The sequence below is a fragment of the Rhizobium sp. CB2179 genome (assembly GCF_057653455.1).
On the sequence record NZ_JBYGKR010000002.1, the window covers coordinates 642,955 to 656,508 of the forward strand.

General features: G+C 57.9%; 12 protein-coding genes and 3 pseudogenes. 1 reads left to right on the forward strand and 14 read right to left on the reverse strand.

Going from position 1 to position 13,554, the window contains the following annotated elements; translation table 11 throughout:
- Positions 1 to 10 precede the first annotated feature (10 nt).
- The 13 genes and pseudogenes from ccoS to AC244Q_RS27210 form a co-directional block, all read right to left on the reverse strand.
- Positions 11 to 169 (reverse strand): cbb3-type cytochrome oxidase assembly protein CcoS, encoded by a 159-nt coding sequence (gene ccoS, locus AC244Q_RS27150; protein WP_003549679.1) that lies wholly within the window; start codon positions 167 to 169, stop codon positions 11 to 13.
- Positions 166 to 2,451, reverse strand: coding sequence for a cation-translocating P-type ATPase (locus tag AC244Q_RS27155; protein WP_128408006.1), 2,286 nt, complete (start codon positions 2,449 to 2,451; stop codon positions 166 to 168). The genes ccoS and AC244Q_RS27155 overlap by 4 nt, the downstream gene beginning before the upstream one ends.
- Positions 2,448 to 2,933 carry a FixH family protein gene (locus AC244Q_RS27160; protein ID WP_003563096.1) on the reverse strand — a complete coding sequence of 162 codons (486 nt, stop codon included), beginning with the start codon at positions 2,931 to 2,933 and terminating at the stop codon, positions 2,448 to 2,450. The genes AC244Q_RS27155 and AC244Q_RS27160 overlap by 4 nt, the downstream gene beginning before the upstream one ends.
- Positions 2,930 to 4,498: a cytochrome c oxidase accessory protein CcoG gene (gene ccoG / locus AC244Q_RS27165; protein WP_128408010.1), complete on the reverse strand. Its 1,569-nt coding sequence runs from the start codon at positions 4,496 to 4,498 to the stop codon at positions 2,930 to 2,932. The genes AC244Q_RS27160 and ccoG overlap by 4 nt, the downstream gene beginning before the upstream one ends.
- A gap of 199 nt (positions 4,499 to 4,697) precedes the next feature.
- A complete protein-coding gene (locus tag AC244Q_RS27170; protein ID WP_017996961.1) occupies positions 4,698 to 4,883 on the reverse strand; it encodes a hypothetical protein in 186 nt (61 codons plus the stop codon).
- Positions 4,884 to 4,894: 11 nt separating this feature from the next.
- Positions 4,895 to 5,758 carry a cytochrome-c oxidase, cbb3-type subunit III gene (ccoP, locus tag AC244Q_RS27175; protein ID WP_128408007.1) on the reverse strand — a complete coding sequence of 288 codons (864 nt, stop codon included), beginning with the start codon at positions 5,756 to 5,758 and terminating at the stop codon, positions 4,895 to 4,897.
- 1 nt (position 5,759) lies between these two features.
- A complete protein-coding gene (locus AC244Q_RS27180; protein ID WP_003549664.1) occupies positions 5,760 to 5,912 on the reverse strand; it encodes a CcoQ/FixQ family Cbb3-type cytochrome c oxidase assembly chaperone in 153 nt (50 codons plus the stop codon).
- A gap of 8 nt (positions 5,913 to 5,920) precedes the next feature.
- On the reverse strand, positions 5,921 to 6,655 hold the full coding sequence (gene ccoO / locus AC244Q_RS27185) for a cytochrome-c oxidase, cbb3-type subunit II (RefSeq protein ID WP_003563090.1): 735 nt from the start codon (positions 6,653 to 6,655) through the stop codon (positions 5,921 to 5,923).
- 8 nt (positions 6,656 to 6,663) lie between these two features.
- Complete coding sequence (gene ccoN, locus AC244Q_RS27190) at positions 6,664 to 8,286, reverse strand: cytochrome-c oxidase, cbb3-type subunit I (protein ID WP_128408008.1); 1,623 nt, start codon at positions 8,284 to 8,286, stop codon at positions 6,664 to 6,666.
- A 778-nt stretch (positions 8,287 to 9,064) separates the two neighbouring features.
- Complete coding sequence (locus AC244Q_RS27195; protein WP_003563085.1) at positions 9,065 to 9,769, reverse strand: GntR family transcriptional regulator; 705 nt, start codon at positions 9,767 to 9,769, stop codon at positions 9,065 to 9,067.
- A 145-nt stretch (positions 9,770 to 9,914) separates the two neighbouring features.
- Entirely contained in the window at positions 9,915 to 10,070 is a 156-nt protein-coding gene (locus tag AC244Q_RS27200) for a hypothetical protein (protein ID WP_003563084.1), read from the reverse strand.
- Between the two features lie 705 nt (positions 10,071 to 10,775).
- A pseudogene (locus AC244Q_RS27205) lies at positions 10,776 to 11,781 on the reverse strand (IS30 family transposase).
- Between the two features lie 180 nt (positions 11,782 to 11,961).
- Positions 11,962 to 12,171: pseudogene (locus AC244Q_RS27210) on the reverse strand (inorganic diphosphatase); the annotation flags it as partial.
- A 4-nt stretch (positions 12,172 to 12,175) separates the two neighbouring features.
- On the opposite strand from AC244Q_RS27210, the pseudogene AC244Q_RS27215 reads away from it, so the two are divergent.
- A pseudogene (locus AC244Q_RS27215) lies at positions 12,176 to 12,967 on the forward strand (SIS domain-containing protein); the annotation flags it as partial.
- Between the two features lie 244 nt (positions 12,968 to 13,211).
- On the opposite strand, the gene AC244Q_RS27220 reads toward AC244Q_RS27215, so the two are convergent.
- Positions 13,212 to 13,472, reverse strand: coding sequence for a helix-turn-helix domain-containing protein (locus tag AC244Q_RS27220; protein ID WP_128408009.1), 261 nt, complete (start codon positions 13,470 to 13,472; stop codon positions 13,212 to 13,214).
- Positions 13,473 to 13,554: the final 82 nt, after the last annotated feature.

Below are 13,554 nucleotides of genomic sequence, written 5' to 3' on the forward strand. Positions count from 1 at the left end.
CAGTGTGCGGTCAGGGTTCTCGTTGATCGGTTTCGTCCTCGGCGAGGATTCGCCAGGCGGCGCCTTGAAGGTCGTCATACTGGCCGCTCTTCAGCGACCAAAGGAATGCCAGGAGTCCTATTCCTCCCATCAGTAGCGCGATCGGTATGAGATAGATCAACATGTTCATGCGGCTTTGACCTCCGCACTCCTGCCGATCCCTCCTCGAGTGTGCATACCCGGACGCTTGCTGAGGGCGTTCAGCCGCAGTGCGTTGGTCACGACGATGATCGAAGATGTCGACATTGCCACCGCCGCTATCAGCGGCGTCGCCAATCCGGCGATGGCGATCGGCACCGCCAGAACGTTGTAGCCAATGGCGAGAGCGAAGTTCTGCCGGATGAGGCTGGCGGATCGTCGCGCAACGGCGATCGCTTCCGGAACAGCGTCAAGGCGATCGTTGAAGAAGACGAGGTCGGCCGCCTGTCTGCCGATATCGGAGGCCGTGGCGGGCGCCATCGAGACATGCGCGGCAGCAAGCGCCGGGGCGTCGTTGATCCCGTCGCCAACCATGAGCACGCGACGACCTTCGCCATTCAGCCTCTGGCATTCCTCGACCTTCTGTTTCGGCGTCAGAGAGCCCAAAGCCCTGTCGATACCCAGGGCATGCGCCGTATTGTCGACGACGGTCTGCCTGTCGCCCGACAAGATCAGCGTTTCAAGGCCGGCTGCATCGAGCCGGTCGATGGCCTCGCACGCACCCGGATGAAGCGTGTCATCGAAGAAGAAGCGGGCAAGATCGACGCCATTCTTCGACAGGACCACTTCCGAGAACGGACTGTCGGCGGTGCGGGGCACGAAGCTGGTTCCGCAGGCAAACGCCGCGTTGCCCAAGCGATAGATATCCGCTCCGTTCCTGGCTTCCAGTCCCCCGCCGGGGATTTCCGTGACCCTGTCGAAGGAGATGGGGGCAGTTTCGGTGTCCCGCACCAGAGCCCGAGAAAGAGGATGCCGTGAATGCGCTGCCAATCCACCGGCGATTGCAGTGGCGCTCTCGTCCATGGCATCCACTCTGACAAGGCGCGAACTGCCCATCGTCAAAGTGCCCGTCTTGTCAAAGGCCACGGTGTCGGTCTCAGCCAGTCTTTCGAGTGCTGAGCCGTCCTTCACCATGATGCCCTTACGGAAAAGCTCCCCCGCGGCGACGACCTGGACCACGGGCACGGCAAGACCCAATGCGCATGGGCAGGTGATGATCAGGACCGCTACGGCGACCAGCATGGCCTGTTTCCAGTCTCCGCCCAGGAAGCCCCAGGCAAGGAAGGAGACCAACGCCAGCAGATGCACGACCGGCGAATAGAGTGTCGCAGCGCGATCGGCGATCCTGCGATAGCGAGCTCTTCCGCCCTCAGCGGCTTCCATGAGGCCGATGATCTCCGAGAGAAGTGAATTCTTGGCAATTCTCGTCGCCCGCAACACGAGCGAGCCGGTCAGATTCATCGCCCCGGAACTCACTTCGCTGTCGCTGGCGACGGCGACGGGGCTGCTCTCGCCGGTGACGATGGAGAGGTCCAGGTCGCTTTCTCCGCTGACGACTATGCCATCGACGGGAACCCATTCGCCTGCGGCTATCGAGATTTCATCCCCCGCCGCGATCTCTTCTACCGCAATGTAGCGTCGCGACCCGTCCGGATTGATCAGCAATGCTCCGCGCGGGGCCAGCCGTGCGAGTCCGTTGATCGCTGCCCGAGCCTTTTCCCGCATGATATGATCGAGGGTTCTGCCGATCAGCAGGAAGAAGAGCAGCGAGACCGAAGCGTCGAACCACGCATGCTCGCCGTGATGGACGGTCTCCCACAAGGAAACGGCATAGGAGAGCGACACGGCGAGTGAGATCGGAACGTCCATGTTGGTGCGCCCGTGCCGCAGCGCATTCCAGGCCGATTTGAAGAAGAAGCGCCCCGCATAAACCAGCGCGGGCGCTGCTATCATCGCCGAGATCCAATGAAACATATCGCGCGTCGCGGCATCTGCACCCGACCAGACCGATACGGAGAGCAACATGATGTTGGCGGCCGCAAAACCGGAAACGCCGATCGCGAGGAGAAGCTGATTTCTGGTCTTGTCGTTCTCGGGAGCTGAAGGCGTGAAGAGATGCGCGCGATATCCGGCCGAGTTGATCGCTGCGAGGATCTCGGACGGATCGGCGGCATGCGTCTCGATCTCCTCCTGGTAGACGCAGGTCACCCTTCGAGCCGTGAGATTGACGCGCGCCGTCTTGACGAAGGGAAGTGTCAGCAGCGCCCTTTCTATGGCCGAAATGCAGCCACCGCAGTGAACGTCGGGAACACTCAGGTCCAGCTGACGCAATCCCTCGCCGAGCGGCTGACTGGCAAGACGGACCTCTTCGGCACTGAATGATGTCGTGCTGAGGGCAAGCACGCTTTCCGCGTCCATGGTACAGCAGGTCATTGGTCCAACTCCGCGCTATCGATGCGTTTTGCCTCATGCATGACGACCACGCCGCCGTTGCGCGAGATGGCCTCGACGATCCAGTCACCTTCGGCTAGATCATGTTCCGCTTCGAACCGCCCCGCGGCTGCCTTCTTGAGCGTAAGGAGGAAGTCCTCGTGGTCTCCGACGGGCCGTTTGAAATTCAGAACGACGTCGTCGACGATCGCAGGCGATCCTCTCTTGTCGTGAATGTCGTAGCGGATCTCGTGCCCCTTTATGGAGAGGTTGCCCTCGATGCCGGAAGCGGCCATTGCCTTCATCGCCGCCGCTTTGCGGTTGAACTCCTGACTGGCGACATAGGTGTTTTCCACGACCAGACCGCTCCAGCTGGAGGAGGCATAGAAGGCCATGGTGACGTTCACCGCGATCACCACGCCAAAGAATGCCGAGGTCGCAAGCAGCATGTGCAGGCCTGTAAAACCTTGAGCGGAGGTCTTCATTTGATGTCTCCCGGTGCATTGAACGCCGCGCGGTAGGTTGCCCGATCGGCATGATCGGTATCTTCGATAACGAACAGAAATTCATTGATCGCGGCTCCGGTAGGCTTGCGTGTAACGAAGACCTTGAGCGTCGTGGCCGCGTCGGGTTCGGCATGGACTGTAAAGCTGCGAGCGTCTTCCTTGCCGAACTCGGGGATGCGCATCGTCGCCCCCTCCAGCCCGACCAGGCTTATGTTCACATCCCTCGGCGTCGGCACCATGTTCAGGACACGAAGCGTGTAGCCATTCCTGAGAGAGCCGTCGCTTTCCAGAACATATTGGGGGTTTCGGTCGTGAACGACGTTGAGTTCAAGGCGCTCCCGAAAGGTGAGATGGACGAGCATGGCCACGCCGACCGACGCCCAGGCGACTGCGTAAAACACGGTTCTCGGACGATAGATAATACGCCAGTCGAAGTGCCGGATCGCCGGAACGAAGGTCCCATCCTCGTTTCGAACCCTGGACGGCTGGACGGCCGTTCGTCCTTCATCCGTGGCAACCGACATGTTGCTCGAGTATTCGCTCAGCGTGGCGTAGGCGATCAGGCCGCGGGGCTTTCCGAGCTTGTCCATGACACCGTCGCAGGCGTCGATGCAGAGCGCGCATGTGATGCACTCCATCTGCTGTCCGTCGCGAATGTCGATTCCCATCGGACACACCGCCACGCAGGCATTGCAATCCACGCAATCCCCGACCGATAGGCCATTGACCAAAGCCTTCTTGGCGTGACGCGACCGCTGCTCGCCCCGCCAGTCATTGTATGTGACGACGAGAGAATTTTCGTCGAGCATCGCACCCTGGATGCGTGGCCATGGGCACATATAGGTGCACACCTGCTCTCGCATGAGACCGCCGAGCACATAGGTCGTCGCGGTAAGGATGGCGACGGTGGTGTAGGCGGCTGCAGGAGCGGGGCCGGTGAACAGCGAAACAAACAGGCTCGGCGCGTCGGCAAAATAAAAGATCCACGCTCCGCCCGTGACGACGCCGATCAGCAACCAGATCGAGTGTTTGACGACACGCTTCCTCAGCTTGGCAAAGCTCATGGGACCAGCATCAAGCTTCATTCGCGCGTTTCGATCGCCTTCGATCGCACGTTCGACGACGAGAAAAAGATCAACCCAGACGGTTTGCGGACAAGCGTAGCCGCACCATGCGCGGCCAACCGCGGAAGTGACGAGAAACAGGCCGAACCCCGCCATGACGAGGAGGCCCGCTACATAATAAAATTCCTGGGGCCAGATTTCGATGAAGAAAAAGAAGAAGCGCCGTGAACACAGGTCGATGAGGATTGCCTGGTCAGGCGCGTACGGACCGCGATCCCAGCGAACCCATGGCGCGAGATAGTAGATGCCGAGCGTAATCAGCATGACGATCCACTTGAACCGGCGAAACCTCCCCTCGGCGCGCTTGGGAAAAATCTTCTTCCGGGGGGCATAGCGGGGCTGCCTGTTACGGCGTGCATTGACGGGCTCGACGCCGACGCGCTTTATGTCGTTGGGATATGGGGCACTAGAGAGATTCATGGCTCTGTCCGATTTTGACCTCCCCTTTTCCCACCTGCGGGACATCAGTTCCTTGATGCAGATCAAGAAATGCCCAAATGCGATGGCGTGGGAAAGTGATCTTCCTGAAAAAGGAACAGGCCACGCCCTGGACAGAGGGCGTGGCCTGCAGGAGCTGCCGAGGAGAGGTACGGTTGGGACATCCTCGACGAGCTAAGGACTAACGGCGCGTCTGCTTGTGGTCCTTGACACAGGTCAAACTTACCGTCGAATTGCCGATCTTTGTCGGATCGTCCTGCTCGGAGTGACGGGGCATCGTCTTGGCATGCGCCGACACACGCGATCGTATGGTGGCGCGCGGCGTGCAATAGAGATCGAGGATCGGGTTGTGGCCGTGAACTGCCATGGCTTTTCTCCTCACGTCCCGCCGCCAAGCGAATGCACGAAAATGGTAAGTTCCTTGACCGTCGTATCGCCGAGACGCCCTGCCCAGGCAGGCATGACGCCATGCTTGGGAGCGGCCACCTGACGGATGATCGCATCCTCGCCGCGTGCCTTCAGCCAGATCGCATCGGCGAGATCCGGCGCGCCCATTTCGGCTTTTCCTTTGGCGTCGTCACCGTGACATGCGGCACAGTTATCGACGAAGACCTGTTTTCCGGCCTCTGCGAGACCGGGGTCCGACGGTGTATTGGTCAGTCCCCAGACGTAAGCCGCGACCTGCCTTGTTTGGAGGGGATCCAGAACATCGGCAAACGGCGGCATCTCGGACGCATGAGTGTCCGTATCCCCGTCGAAACGAATCCCCTGCGCGATCGTCGCCTGGATGGCATCCAGGTCTCCGCCCCATAGCCAGTCGTCGTCGTTGAGGTTCGGAAATCCCGGGCCGCCGCTTGCTCCCGAGCCATGGCATGTCGCGCAGTTCACCTTGAATGCAGATGCGCCGCCGGCGATCGCAAATTCGCGAAGGGCAGAATCGGAATCGATCTCGTGTACCGTCTTGGCGGCGATCAGATCATGAAGCGTCGTCTGCGATGCCTTGGCATGATCCAGGTTCTGCTGCAGCTCGGCGCGGCTGGAAAAGCCCAGCATGCCCTTCGTGGCGTCGGTAATCATCGGGATCGCGGGATATGCGATTGCATAGCCCAACGCCCAGACAATTGTGGCGTAGAAGGTCCATACCCACCAGCGGGGCATCGGATTGTTGAGTTCGCGGATGCCGTCCCATTCATGTCCGGTCGTTTCGACGCCGCTAAATTCGTCGATATCTTTTTCCGACATCTCAATCTTCCTTTAGGGGAATATCGGCGGCCTCTTTCGCCGTCTGCTTGCTGCCTGGGCGAAGGGTGAACACAACGACGCCGACGAAGAATGCCGCCATTGCCAGGAGGCCCCAGCTGTCGGCGAAGTGTCTCATTGCAGTGTAGGTTTCCATGGATCACCTCATCGGTAGCCGGTCGCATCGTCGTAGGTCGAGAAATCGACCAATGTTCCGAGCATCTGCAGGTAGGACACCAAGGCATCCATTTCGGTCAGCGCAGCAGGATCGCCGTCGAAATCGCCGGTCTTCGCCTTCGGATAGCGGGCGAGCAGCGCCGTCGTATCTGCGTTCGGATCGGCCTGGGCCTTAATGTCGGCCTCTGCGTTCGCCAGCATGTCGTCGTTATAAGGCACGCCCACATCCTCGTTGGCCTTCAGGTCCATTCCCACGTCCTTGACCGTCACCCTCTGTTCTTTGAGGAAGGCGTAACTTGGCATGATCGACTCCGGCACGACTGCCCGTGGATCCGCGAGATGCTGGACATGCCATTCGTTGGAGTAGCGTGCGCCGACACGGGCCAGATCCGGTCCGGTTCGCTTGGATCCCCACTGGAAAGGATGATCGTACATGGACTCGGCGGCGAGCGAGTAATGGCCGTAACGTTCGACCTCGTCGCGGAACGGCCTGATCATCTGGCTGTGGCAGAGATAGCAGCCTTCGCGGATGTATATGTTTCGTCCGGCCAGCTCGAGCGGCGTATACGGCCGCATGCCTTCCACTTTTTCAATCGTGTTCTGCAGGTAGAACAGCGGTGCGATTTCGACGATGCCGCCGATGCTCGCGACGAGCAGCGAGCCGACGAGAAGAAGGGTCGCGTTCTTCTCCAGGACCTTATGTTTATCCAATATCGATGCCATGTCTCACCTCACTCGGCGGGCTGTGCTTGGGGCACGAAAGTGGTTGGGATTGCAGCCTCGTTGCGCACGCGGCCGCGGATCGTCATGAACACGTTCCAGGCCATGACGAGACCGCCCGCCAGATAGAGTGTCCCGCCCACAGCGCGCAGCACGTAATAGGGAATCATCGCCGCGACCGTCTCCGCGAAGGAAAAGACGAGGAAGCCTTGGGAATTGTACTCGCGCCACATCAGCCCCTGCTGGATCCCCGCAACCCAAAGCACGGCTGCGTAGACGACGATCCCGAGAGTTGCGAGCCAGAAGTGCCAGTTGACCATCCGCAGGCTATAGAGACGCTCGCGTCCCCATAGCTTCGGCGTCAGGAAGTAGATCGCCCCGAAGGTGATCATTCCAACCCAGCCGAGTGCGCCGGAATGCACGTGACCGATCGTCCATTCGGTATAGTGGCTGAGCGAATTGACTGTCTTCACCGACATCATCGGGCCTTCGAAGGTTGACATGCCGTAAAAGGCGATGGCGACGATCATCATACGGATGATCGGATCGGTGCGGATCTTGTCCCAGGCACCTGAAAGGGTCATGAGACCGTTGATCATGCCGCCCCAGGAGGGCATCCAGAGCATGATCGAGAAAACCATTCCAAGCGTCTGGGCCCAGTCGGGCAGTGCCGTGTAATGCAGATGATGCGGGCCGGCCCAGATGTACATGAATATCAGCGCCCAGAAGTGGATGATCGAGAGCCGGTATGAATAAACGGGTCGGTTGGCCTGCTTCGGCACGAAGTAGTACATCATGCCCAGGAAGCCGGCGGTCAGGAAAAAGCCGACGGCGTTGTGGCCGTACCACCATTGGGTCAGCGCGTCTTGGACGCCTGAGAAGGCAGAATAGCTCTTGGACCCCAGGAACGAGGCGGGAACCGCAAGGTTGTTCACTACGTGCAGCATCGCGATGGTGACGATGAAGGCGAGGTAGAACCAGTTTGCTACGTAGATATGCGGCTCTTTGCGCTTCAGGATCGTACCAAGATACACGGCGAGGTAGGCGACCCAGACGATCGTCAGCCACAGATCGACGTACCACTCAGGTTCAGCGTACTCACGGGCTTGGGTGATGCCGAGCACGTAGCCGGTCGCAGCCATCACGATGAAGAGCTGGTAGCCCCAGAAGACGAACCAGGCCAAGCTGCCTCCGAAAAGGCGTGCATGGCACGTTCGCTGAACCACGTAGAATGAGGTCATGATGAGCGCATTGCCGCCGAAGGCGAAGATTACGGCGGAGGTGTGCACCGGTCGAAGACGGCCGAAATTAAGGTAAGGCGCTACATTGAGGTCCGGGAAAGCCAATTGCAGCGCGATGATCACGCCAACCAGAAAGCCGACCACGCCCCAAAACACGGTGGCGATCAAGCCGTATCGGATCACCTCGTCGAAATAGCCCGAGACATCGACTTTCCGCCTGTGGGCTGCAGGTGAAAAATCAACCTTGCTGATCAGCAGCGCAGCACCCGCGAACAGGCAGAAGCAAAGAATACCCATGTGGACTGCAAAGAGGTGGTCATGCCCGAATGCAGCTCCTAGCAGCGCCAGAAACGCCGCGACCGTGATCACCATCGTTTCCGTTGTGTAATTCATGATATCGTCCTCAGTGCACAGACGGCCGTTTTCCGGCCGGCTTTCTGGTACTTGCGCCAGGACTGTCATGAAGCCGGTGCTGGCCTCTTGATCCAAGTCAAACTAGGCCAGCGTTTTCCCACTATGTGCGAGGTTGTTTCATTCGTGAAGGGGCTTGGACGCCAGTCTGATGGCTACACTGAAACGACAAACACGAAGATGCAGATCAACACTTTTCGCAGGAACCGCAGGCCGCAGTCGAGCGCCCAGATGATTTCGTGGCTTGCGGAAGAGGACATTCGCGAAGTACACCGCCGAGCCGTCGCCAACGGGGCTATGCGGGGCCATCTTTGACTTTGCTTAAGCCGAGGGGCGTGACCTTCAACGTCGGGGAGGGGCTGTGATCATGTTCGCCTTCAGCCCGGCGAGGAGATGATGGCTGATCTTGTGAAGACCGCGGCCACGAAAACCCGCATCGGCGTGGCTGCAGCTTAGTTGTGAGGCGAACAGGTCATCGTCGAAGGCTATGCGGAGCTCTGCATCGAACGGGAGTAAGATTGGGGACCACAGGGGCAGTGAAGGTCCGCCAAGATGTTCTCGAACCGTCGCAGGATCTGACCGCTTTACTCTTCTGGCAGCATTGCAGCAGTGAGGTTTTCTCCCCGCTCCTCCGGCTTGCCGGAGTACGATCACCCAAAATCGCCTCAACTGCGAGATCGTCTTTACGAGGGGCTTTCGAAACCACAGAGCGGCGTCGATTGAATTCTCGGCTTGGGGCTTCGGTATGCGATCACAAGACTCACGCGGGGCGAGAAAATCCTGTTAGTCCACGTTCGTTCACCTCTTGTACGATCCTTGAGACGGCACCCTGTTCTAGATCAAGGTGGTTCATCAACGCGGACTGCGCCCGGTCCGTTGCCATGCCTAGTTCAGACATTGCGGCACTTAGTCTTCCGAGACTTTTGACAAACGCGGGCCGAAGATCGGACGCGGTTATTTCCATTCGTAGAGGGTGAGTACAAAAACAGAATCGGTGGACGATTTTGCAGGCCTCACAATTGGCCGCTTCCTCGGCGATTTTAGAGAAGATCGCTTCTGCCCTTAAGGCGAGTTCGTCAGGGGACAATTTGTCCGACACGCTCCAGCTCTCTGGTACCTGCGGCCGCATTCGATTTAAGGCCGAAATGAGGGTCTCGCGTCCAACAACGTAAAAATCCAACAGTGTATTTTCTGACATCGGTCTCGTGAAAAAACCTCTTTGAGGGATGTATTGGATCTTTCCTTCCGCTGCTAGCCGTTGAAGTGCTTCGCGAACTGGGGTTCGACCAATATCGAGCTTAGACGCCAGATCCTGTTCCCTGAGATGTTGCTCCGGCACACGACCGTAACTGTGGAGCAATCGTCGAATAGCATCGTAGGCAATATCGGCCTTTGCAGGTTCTGGTTCAATGTCAAAATTTGAATCGACCCCGCGACGTGGGGGCTCGTTCTTGCAACACCGCATTTGATAGTTTTCCTCTGTCGATGTCCTTTAAGGACCCTACAGGAGCTTATTCGTTCATATCGGGCGTCGTTCCGAATTCAAGGCTGAACTATTTGGCCCCTATGCCGGCACGAATTTTGGCTCGAGCGAAAATGGGCGGCCTGTATTACAGCCCCAGTTGGCTTTTATCGTATTCTCTGGCCGCTGAGTTCAATGCCACGGGCAAGAGGTCGCGGTCACGTTCTCCAACGAGAAGGCCGTCCTTCATCTCTGGCCGATCGATTCTGGCTTTGTCGGTGTGCATGTTGTCACGTCGGTTCATCTAAGCCTCCCTTCGCTGACCGGGGTAGGCCCCCGCGCCGCGTGTTGACCAGATCTAGACGGCGGCTCGCCACAGATCAATATATGAGGATAATATATTTTTTGATATTCTGGATTGCCGCACTAGCGTCTGATTTTGTATTTTAGCTGCCGCCGAATTACTTAGTAACATTGAAATTTTTTATGTATTAGTCAGACAGCGGTAAATGTTTAGCAACAAGATTCGGCAGTTGGCGGTTCGTAAAGCCTTAATGGTCATGTTCCCTTATCAACCGCCCAAGCAGTCGGATGGGTTCTCCGTCTTGCTAGACAATCCCAACATTTTAGGTGGATCGATTAGTTCCTCACCTAGGAACGCATGGCCACGCAAGTGAATTCCTTGTAGAAAATCAATGGACATGGATAACACAATAGAAGTGAATTATCGCTGTGTCGGGGTAGGGGATCGAGAACTTACGAGCATGTGGATAACGAAGACTTTTAGCCCGCGCGCTAAGTCACACAGATTTAAGAGCCTGTAGATTGAGTTGGTGCGCTAGATCGACAAGCTGACGCTGCTGATGCTTTGATAGGACGGTGTCGCAAAATAGGCAGCGACGTGTCCGTGATGCCAAATCCAATTTGAGCCATGACATACAGCTTCGACGAGCGCGACTTTCTGCCGTTGTGAGTTAATGGCGGACCGTGACTTGCGGGTTTTGAGAGGCTAACCGGTGCGCCTGATTTGGGCGAGAAGTTTCTGGCGAAAGACTTCTGCCGGCGTTTTGTAGCCGAGGCATTTGCGTTGCGTTCAGGCGGTTGCAGATCTCGGTGAGATCGCGGTCGCCGAGAGACAGTGGATCGACCTCTCTCGAAAGCCATTTCCTGGCCCCGTCTATTGGTGTTCTCGACAGTGCCCTTCTGCCACGGGGATTGCGGATCGCAAAACCATGTCTGCGCTCCGATGCTGGCCTGCAGGTAAGGCCAGTCGGTGAACTCCGTGCCACGATCGAAGGTGATCGAGCGACGGGCGAGGTGGGGCAGGGATTGTAGCACCTGGATCAGGCCGTCCATCACCGGCCTCGATTGCCGGTCATTGTTGCGCAGGAAAATGGCAAAGCGACTGACCCGCTCGACCAGTGACGTCACGTTGGCCTTGCCGAACTTCTTGCGAAACTGGATGAGATCGCACTCCCAGTGCCCGAACTGTTTTCGCTCGGCGACGGCGTCTGGCCGGTAGAGAATGTTGACATCCGGGGTGAACCGCTTGCCATGGCGGCGTCTGGCGTGCCGCGGCCGGCGTCTGGCACGATGCTCCTGCAGGTGTCGCCACAGTTTGATGGCGTGACCGTCCGAGGAATAGGCGAACTTATAGATCGTCTCATGGCTGACGGAGATCGGATGGCGCTCAAGCTGCAATCGGCCGGCGATCTGTTGCGGCGACCAGCCATGCATGATGCGCTCGATCACCGACTGGCGGAGCTGCGCGAACCGGGCAAGTTTGCGCAGCTTGGCACGCCGTTCTCGCGCCATGTCATTGGCCATCACGCAGTAGTAACCGTGGAGGTCCGGCATCTCACGATCCTCAAACGTATTGCGGCGCAGCTCACGGAAAATGGTTGAGGATGTCGGTGCAGCTTCTCGGCGATCACGTCAACGCTGATCCCAGCCGTGCGCCAGCGGGCAATCTTGCGGCGTTCATCGATATCAATCTGGGAGTAGGTGCGCTTCATGTCTCGTTCCTTGCAAGGATAAACCGTTGTTCTCTATTGCAAGTCGCACTTCATCCTTGAACCCACACCCTTACATGCGAATGTGGCGTAAGCATACTTATGGAACCATAATGAGGTTGCCTCCGGTCCAAGGCCGCGCAAAGACTGGGCGCCACCTTATTTGGCTCTTTCGATTGGCGATTACGTTTGCGAATTGTAGCGGCCGACCGCATCGCTAATCATCTTCTTTGCGACATTGACGTCCTGCCAGCTGGCTATCTTCACCCACTTGCCGGGCTCCAGATCTTTGTAGTGCGAAAAGAAGTGCTCGATCTGCTTCACAAAGATTTCCGGCAGGTCGGTGTAGTTCTCAACCTTGTCGTAGCAGCGCGGCAACTTCGCCACCGGCACCGGCACCGAGCTCAAACTTGGTCGCGGCGCAGCCATCGCGATCTCGCAATCTGGAAAAAGCCCCGACATTGTCGCCCTGGCGGAAACAGCCACGCGCGCGGGCGCCACATCGATCGCTCTGACGAACACGCTCCCCTCACCGCTTGCGAACGCCTGCAAACATTCCCTCAACATTCTAGCCGGTCCGGAAAATGCGGTCGCCGCCACCAAGTCTTATGTGAACTCCGTCGTCGCAGGCCTTGCGGTGCTGGCTGAGTGGACCGGGGATTCTGCGCTTAAGCGGGCGGTGGCGGATTTACCGAGGCACTTTGCCGCCGCTGCGAAACTTGATTGGCGGGAATTTGCCGCCGACGCCGATGAAGCCGAATCCATCTACGTGCTGGGTCGCGGCCCGGGGTTGGCGATCGCCAACGAAGCGGCATTGAAGTTCAAGGAAACGACCGGGATTCATGCCGAAGCCTTTTCCGCGGCCGAAGTCCTGCACGGACCGCTCGCAATCGTCGGCACGCGTTTCCCGATACTGGCGCTTGCTGCTCGCGATGCTGCGGAGGGTTCCATAGCAGCCGTGGCTGACGAACTGGTTGCCAAAGGCGCTTTCGTCCACATCACGTCGACACTTGGGACAAAGGCAAAGCCGCTCCCCTTCGTCGAGACCGGCCACGCAATCACCGATGCACTGGTGCTGATTCTGCCATTTTACGTGTTCGTCGAAGCCTGGTCACGTTCGCGAGGTCACAATCCGGATGCACCCGCAAACCTGAAGAAGGTTACGGAAACCCGATCAGTTCAAAACTGAATAAAGAACGCTCGGATCTTCGACAGCATGGAATGGCATGACGATGCCGTCCTCGTTGTCGGGCCAGAATCGATAGACGTTTCGTGGCAGTTCCATAAATCTGCTTACACCTCAAAAACTAGGCGTGGGAGCAGCATAGGATGGCGGTCGCACAGGGTAGGGTGAAGGTCGCCGGTTCGTTTCTCAAGACGCTCAAATTTGAATCTGGGGAGCTAAAGGATAGCATCTGCCGCGCCACTGGATTTTAAAGCGAGCGGCGGCCACGCCGTAAATTCTGCGGTTGTTGCTCGCCCATCGCCGGTTTGACGAACAGTTCAAGAATGTCGCATCCGAGGACGCTCGCGATCTTTCCGAGAGAATCGATCCCGAGATTTACCCGCTTCCGCTCAATTTGAGAAATTGAGACGCGCTCTAGTCCTGCTTCGAGCGCCAGGCGCTCTTGAGACAACCCGCGATTAACTCGAAGTTTCTTTACATTCCAAGCTAGCAGATCACGGGGCGTCATCTGCCCACCTGATCATTACGATGAAAATTAAATAACTGGCTATTCTATACGAAAAAAGATATTCTGGGTGGACGACGGCGCG

Coding starts and splice junctions, on each gene's coding strand:
- ccoS (WP_003549679.1), bottom strand. CDS start 169: ATGAACATGTTGATCTATCTCATACCGATCGCGCTACTGATGGGAGGA.
- AC244Q_RS27155 (WP_128408006.1), bottom strand. CDS start 2,451: ATGACCTGCTGTACCATGGACGCGGAAAGCGTGCTTGCCCTCAGCACG.
- AC244Q_RS27160 (WP_003563096.1), bottom strand. CDS start 2,933: ATGAAGACCTCCGCTCAAGGTTTTACAGGCCTGCACATGCTGCTTGCG.
- ccoG (WP_128408010.1), bottom strand. CDS start 4,498: ATGAATCTCTCTAGTGCCCCATATCCCAACGACATAAAGCGCGTCGGC.
- AC244Q_RS27170 (WP_017996961.1), bottom strand. CDS start 4,883: ATGGCAGTTCACGGCCACAACCCGATCCTCGATCTCTATTGCACGCCG.
- ccoP (WP_128408007.1), bottom strand. CDS start 5,758: ATGTCGGAAAAAGATATCGACGAATTTAGCGGCGTCGAAACGACCGGA.
- AC244Q_RS27180 (WP_003549664.1), bottom strand. CDS start 5,912: ATGGAAACCTACACTGCAATGAGACACTTCGCCGACAGCTGGGGCCTC.
- ccoO (WP_003563090.1), bottom strand. CDS start 6,655: ATGGCATCGATATTGGATAAACATAAGGTCCTGGAGAAGAACGCGACC.
- ccoN (WP_128408008.1), bottom strand. CDS start 8,286: ATGAATTACACAACGGAAACGATGGTGATCACGGTCGCGGCGTTTCTG.
- AC244Q_RS27195 (WP_003563085.1), bottom strand. CDS start 9,769: ATGCGGTGTTGCAAGAACGAGCCCCCACGTCGCGGGGTCGATTCAAAT.
- AC244Q_RS27200 (WP_003563084.1), bottom strand. CDS start 10,070: ATGAACCGACGTGACAACATGCACACCGACAAAGCCAGAATCGATCGG.
- AC244Q_RS27220 (WP_128408009.1), bottom strand. CDS start 13,472: ATGACGCCCCGTGATCTGCTAGCTTGGAATGTAAAGAAACTTCGAGTT.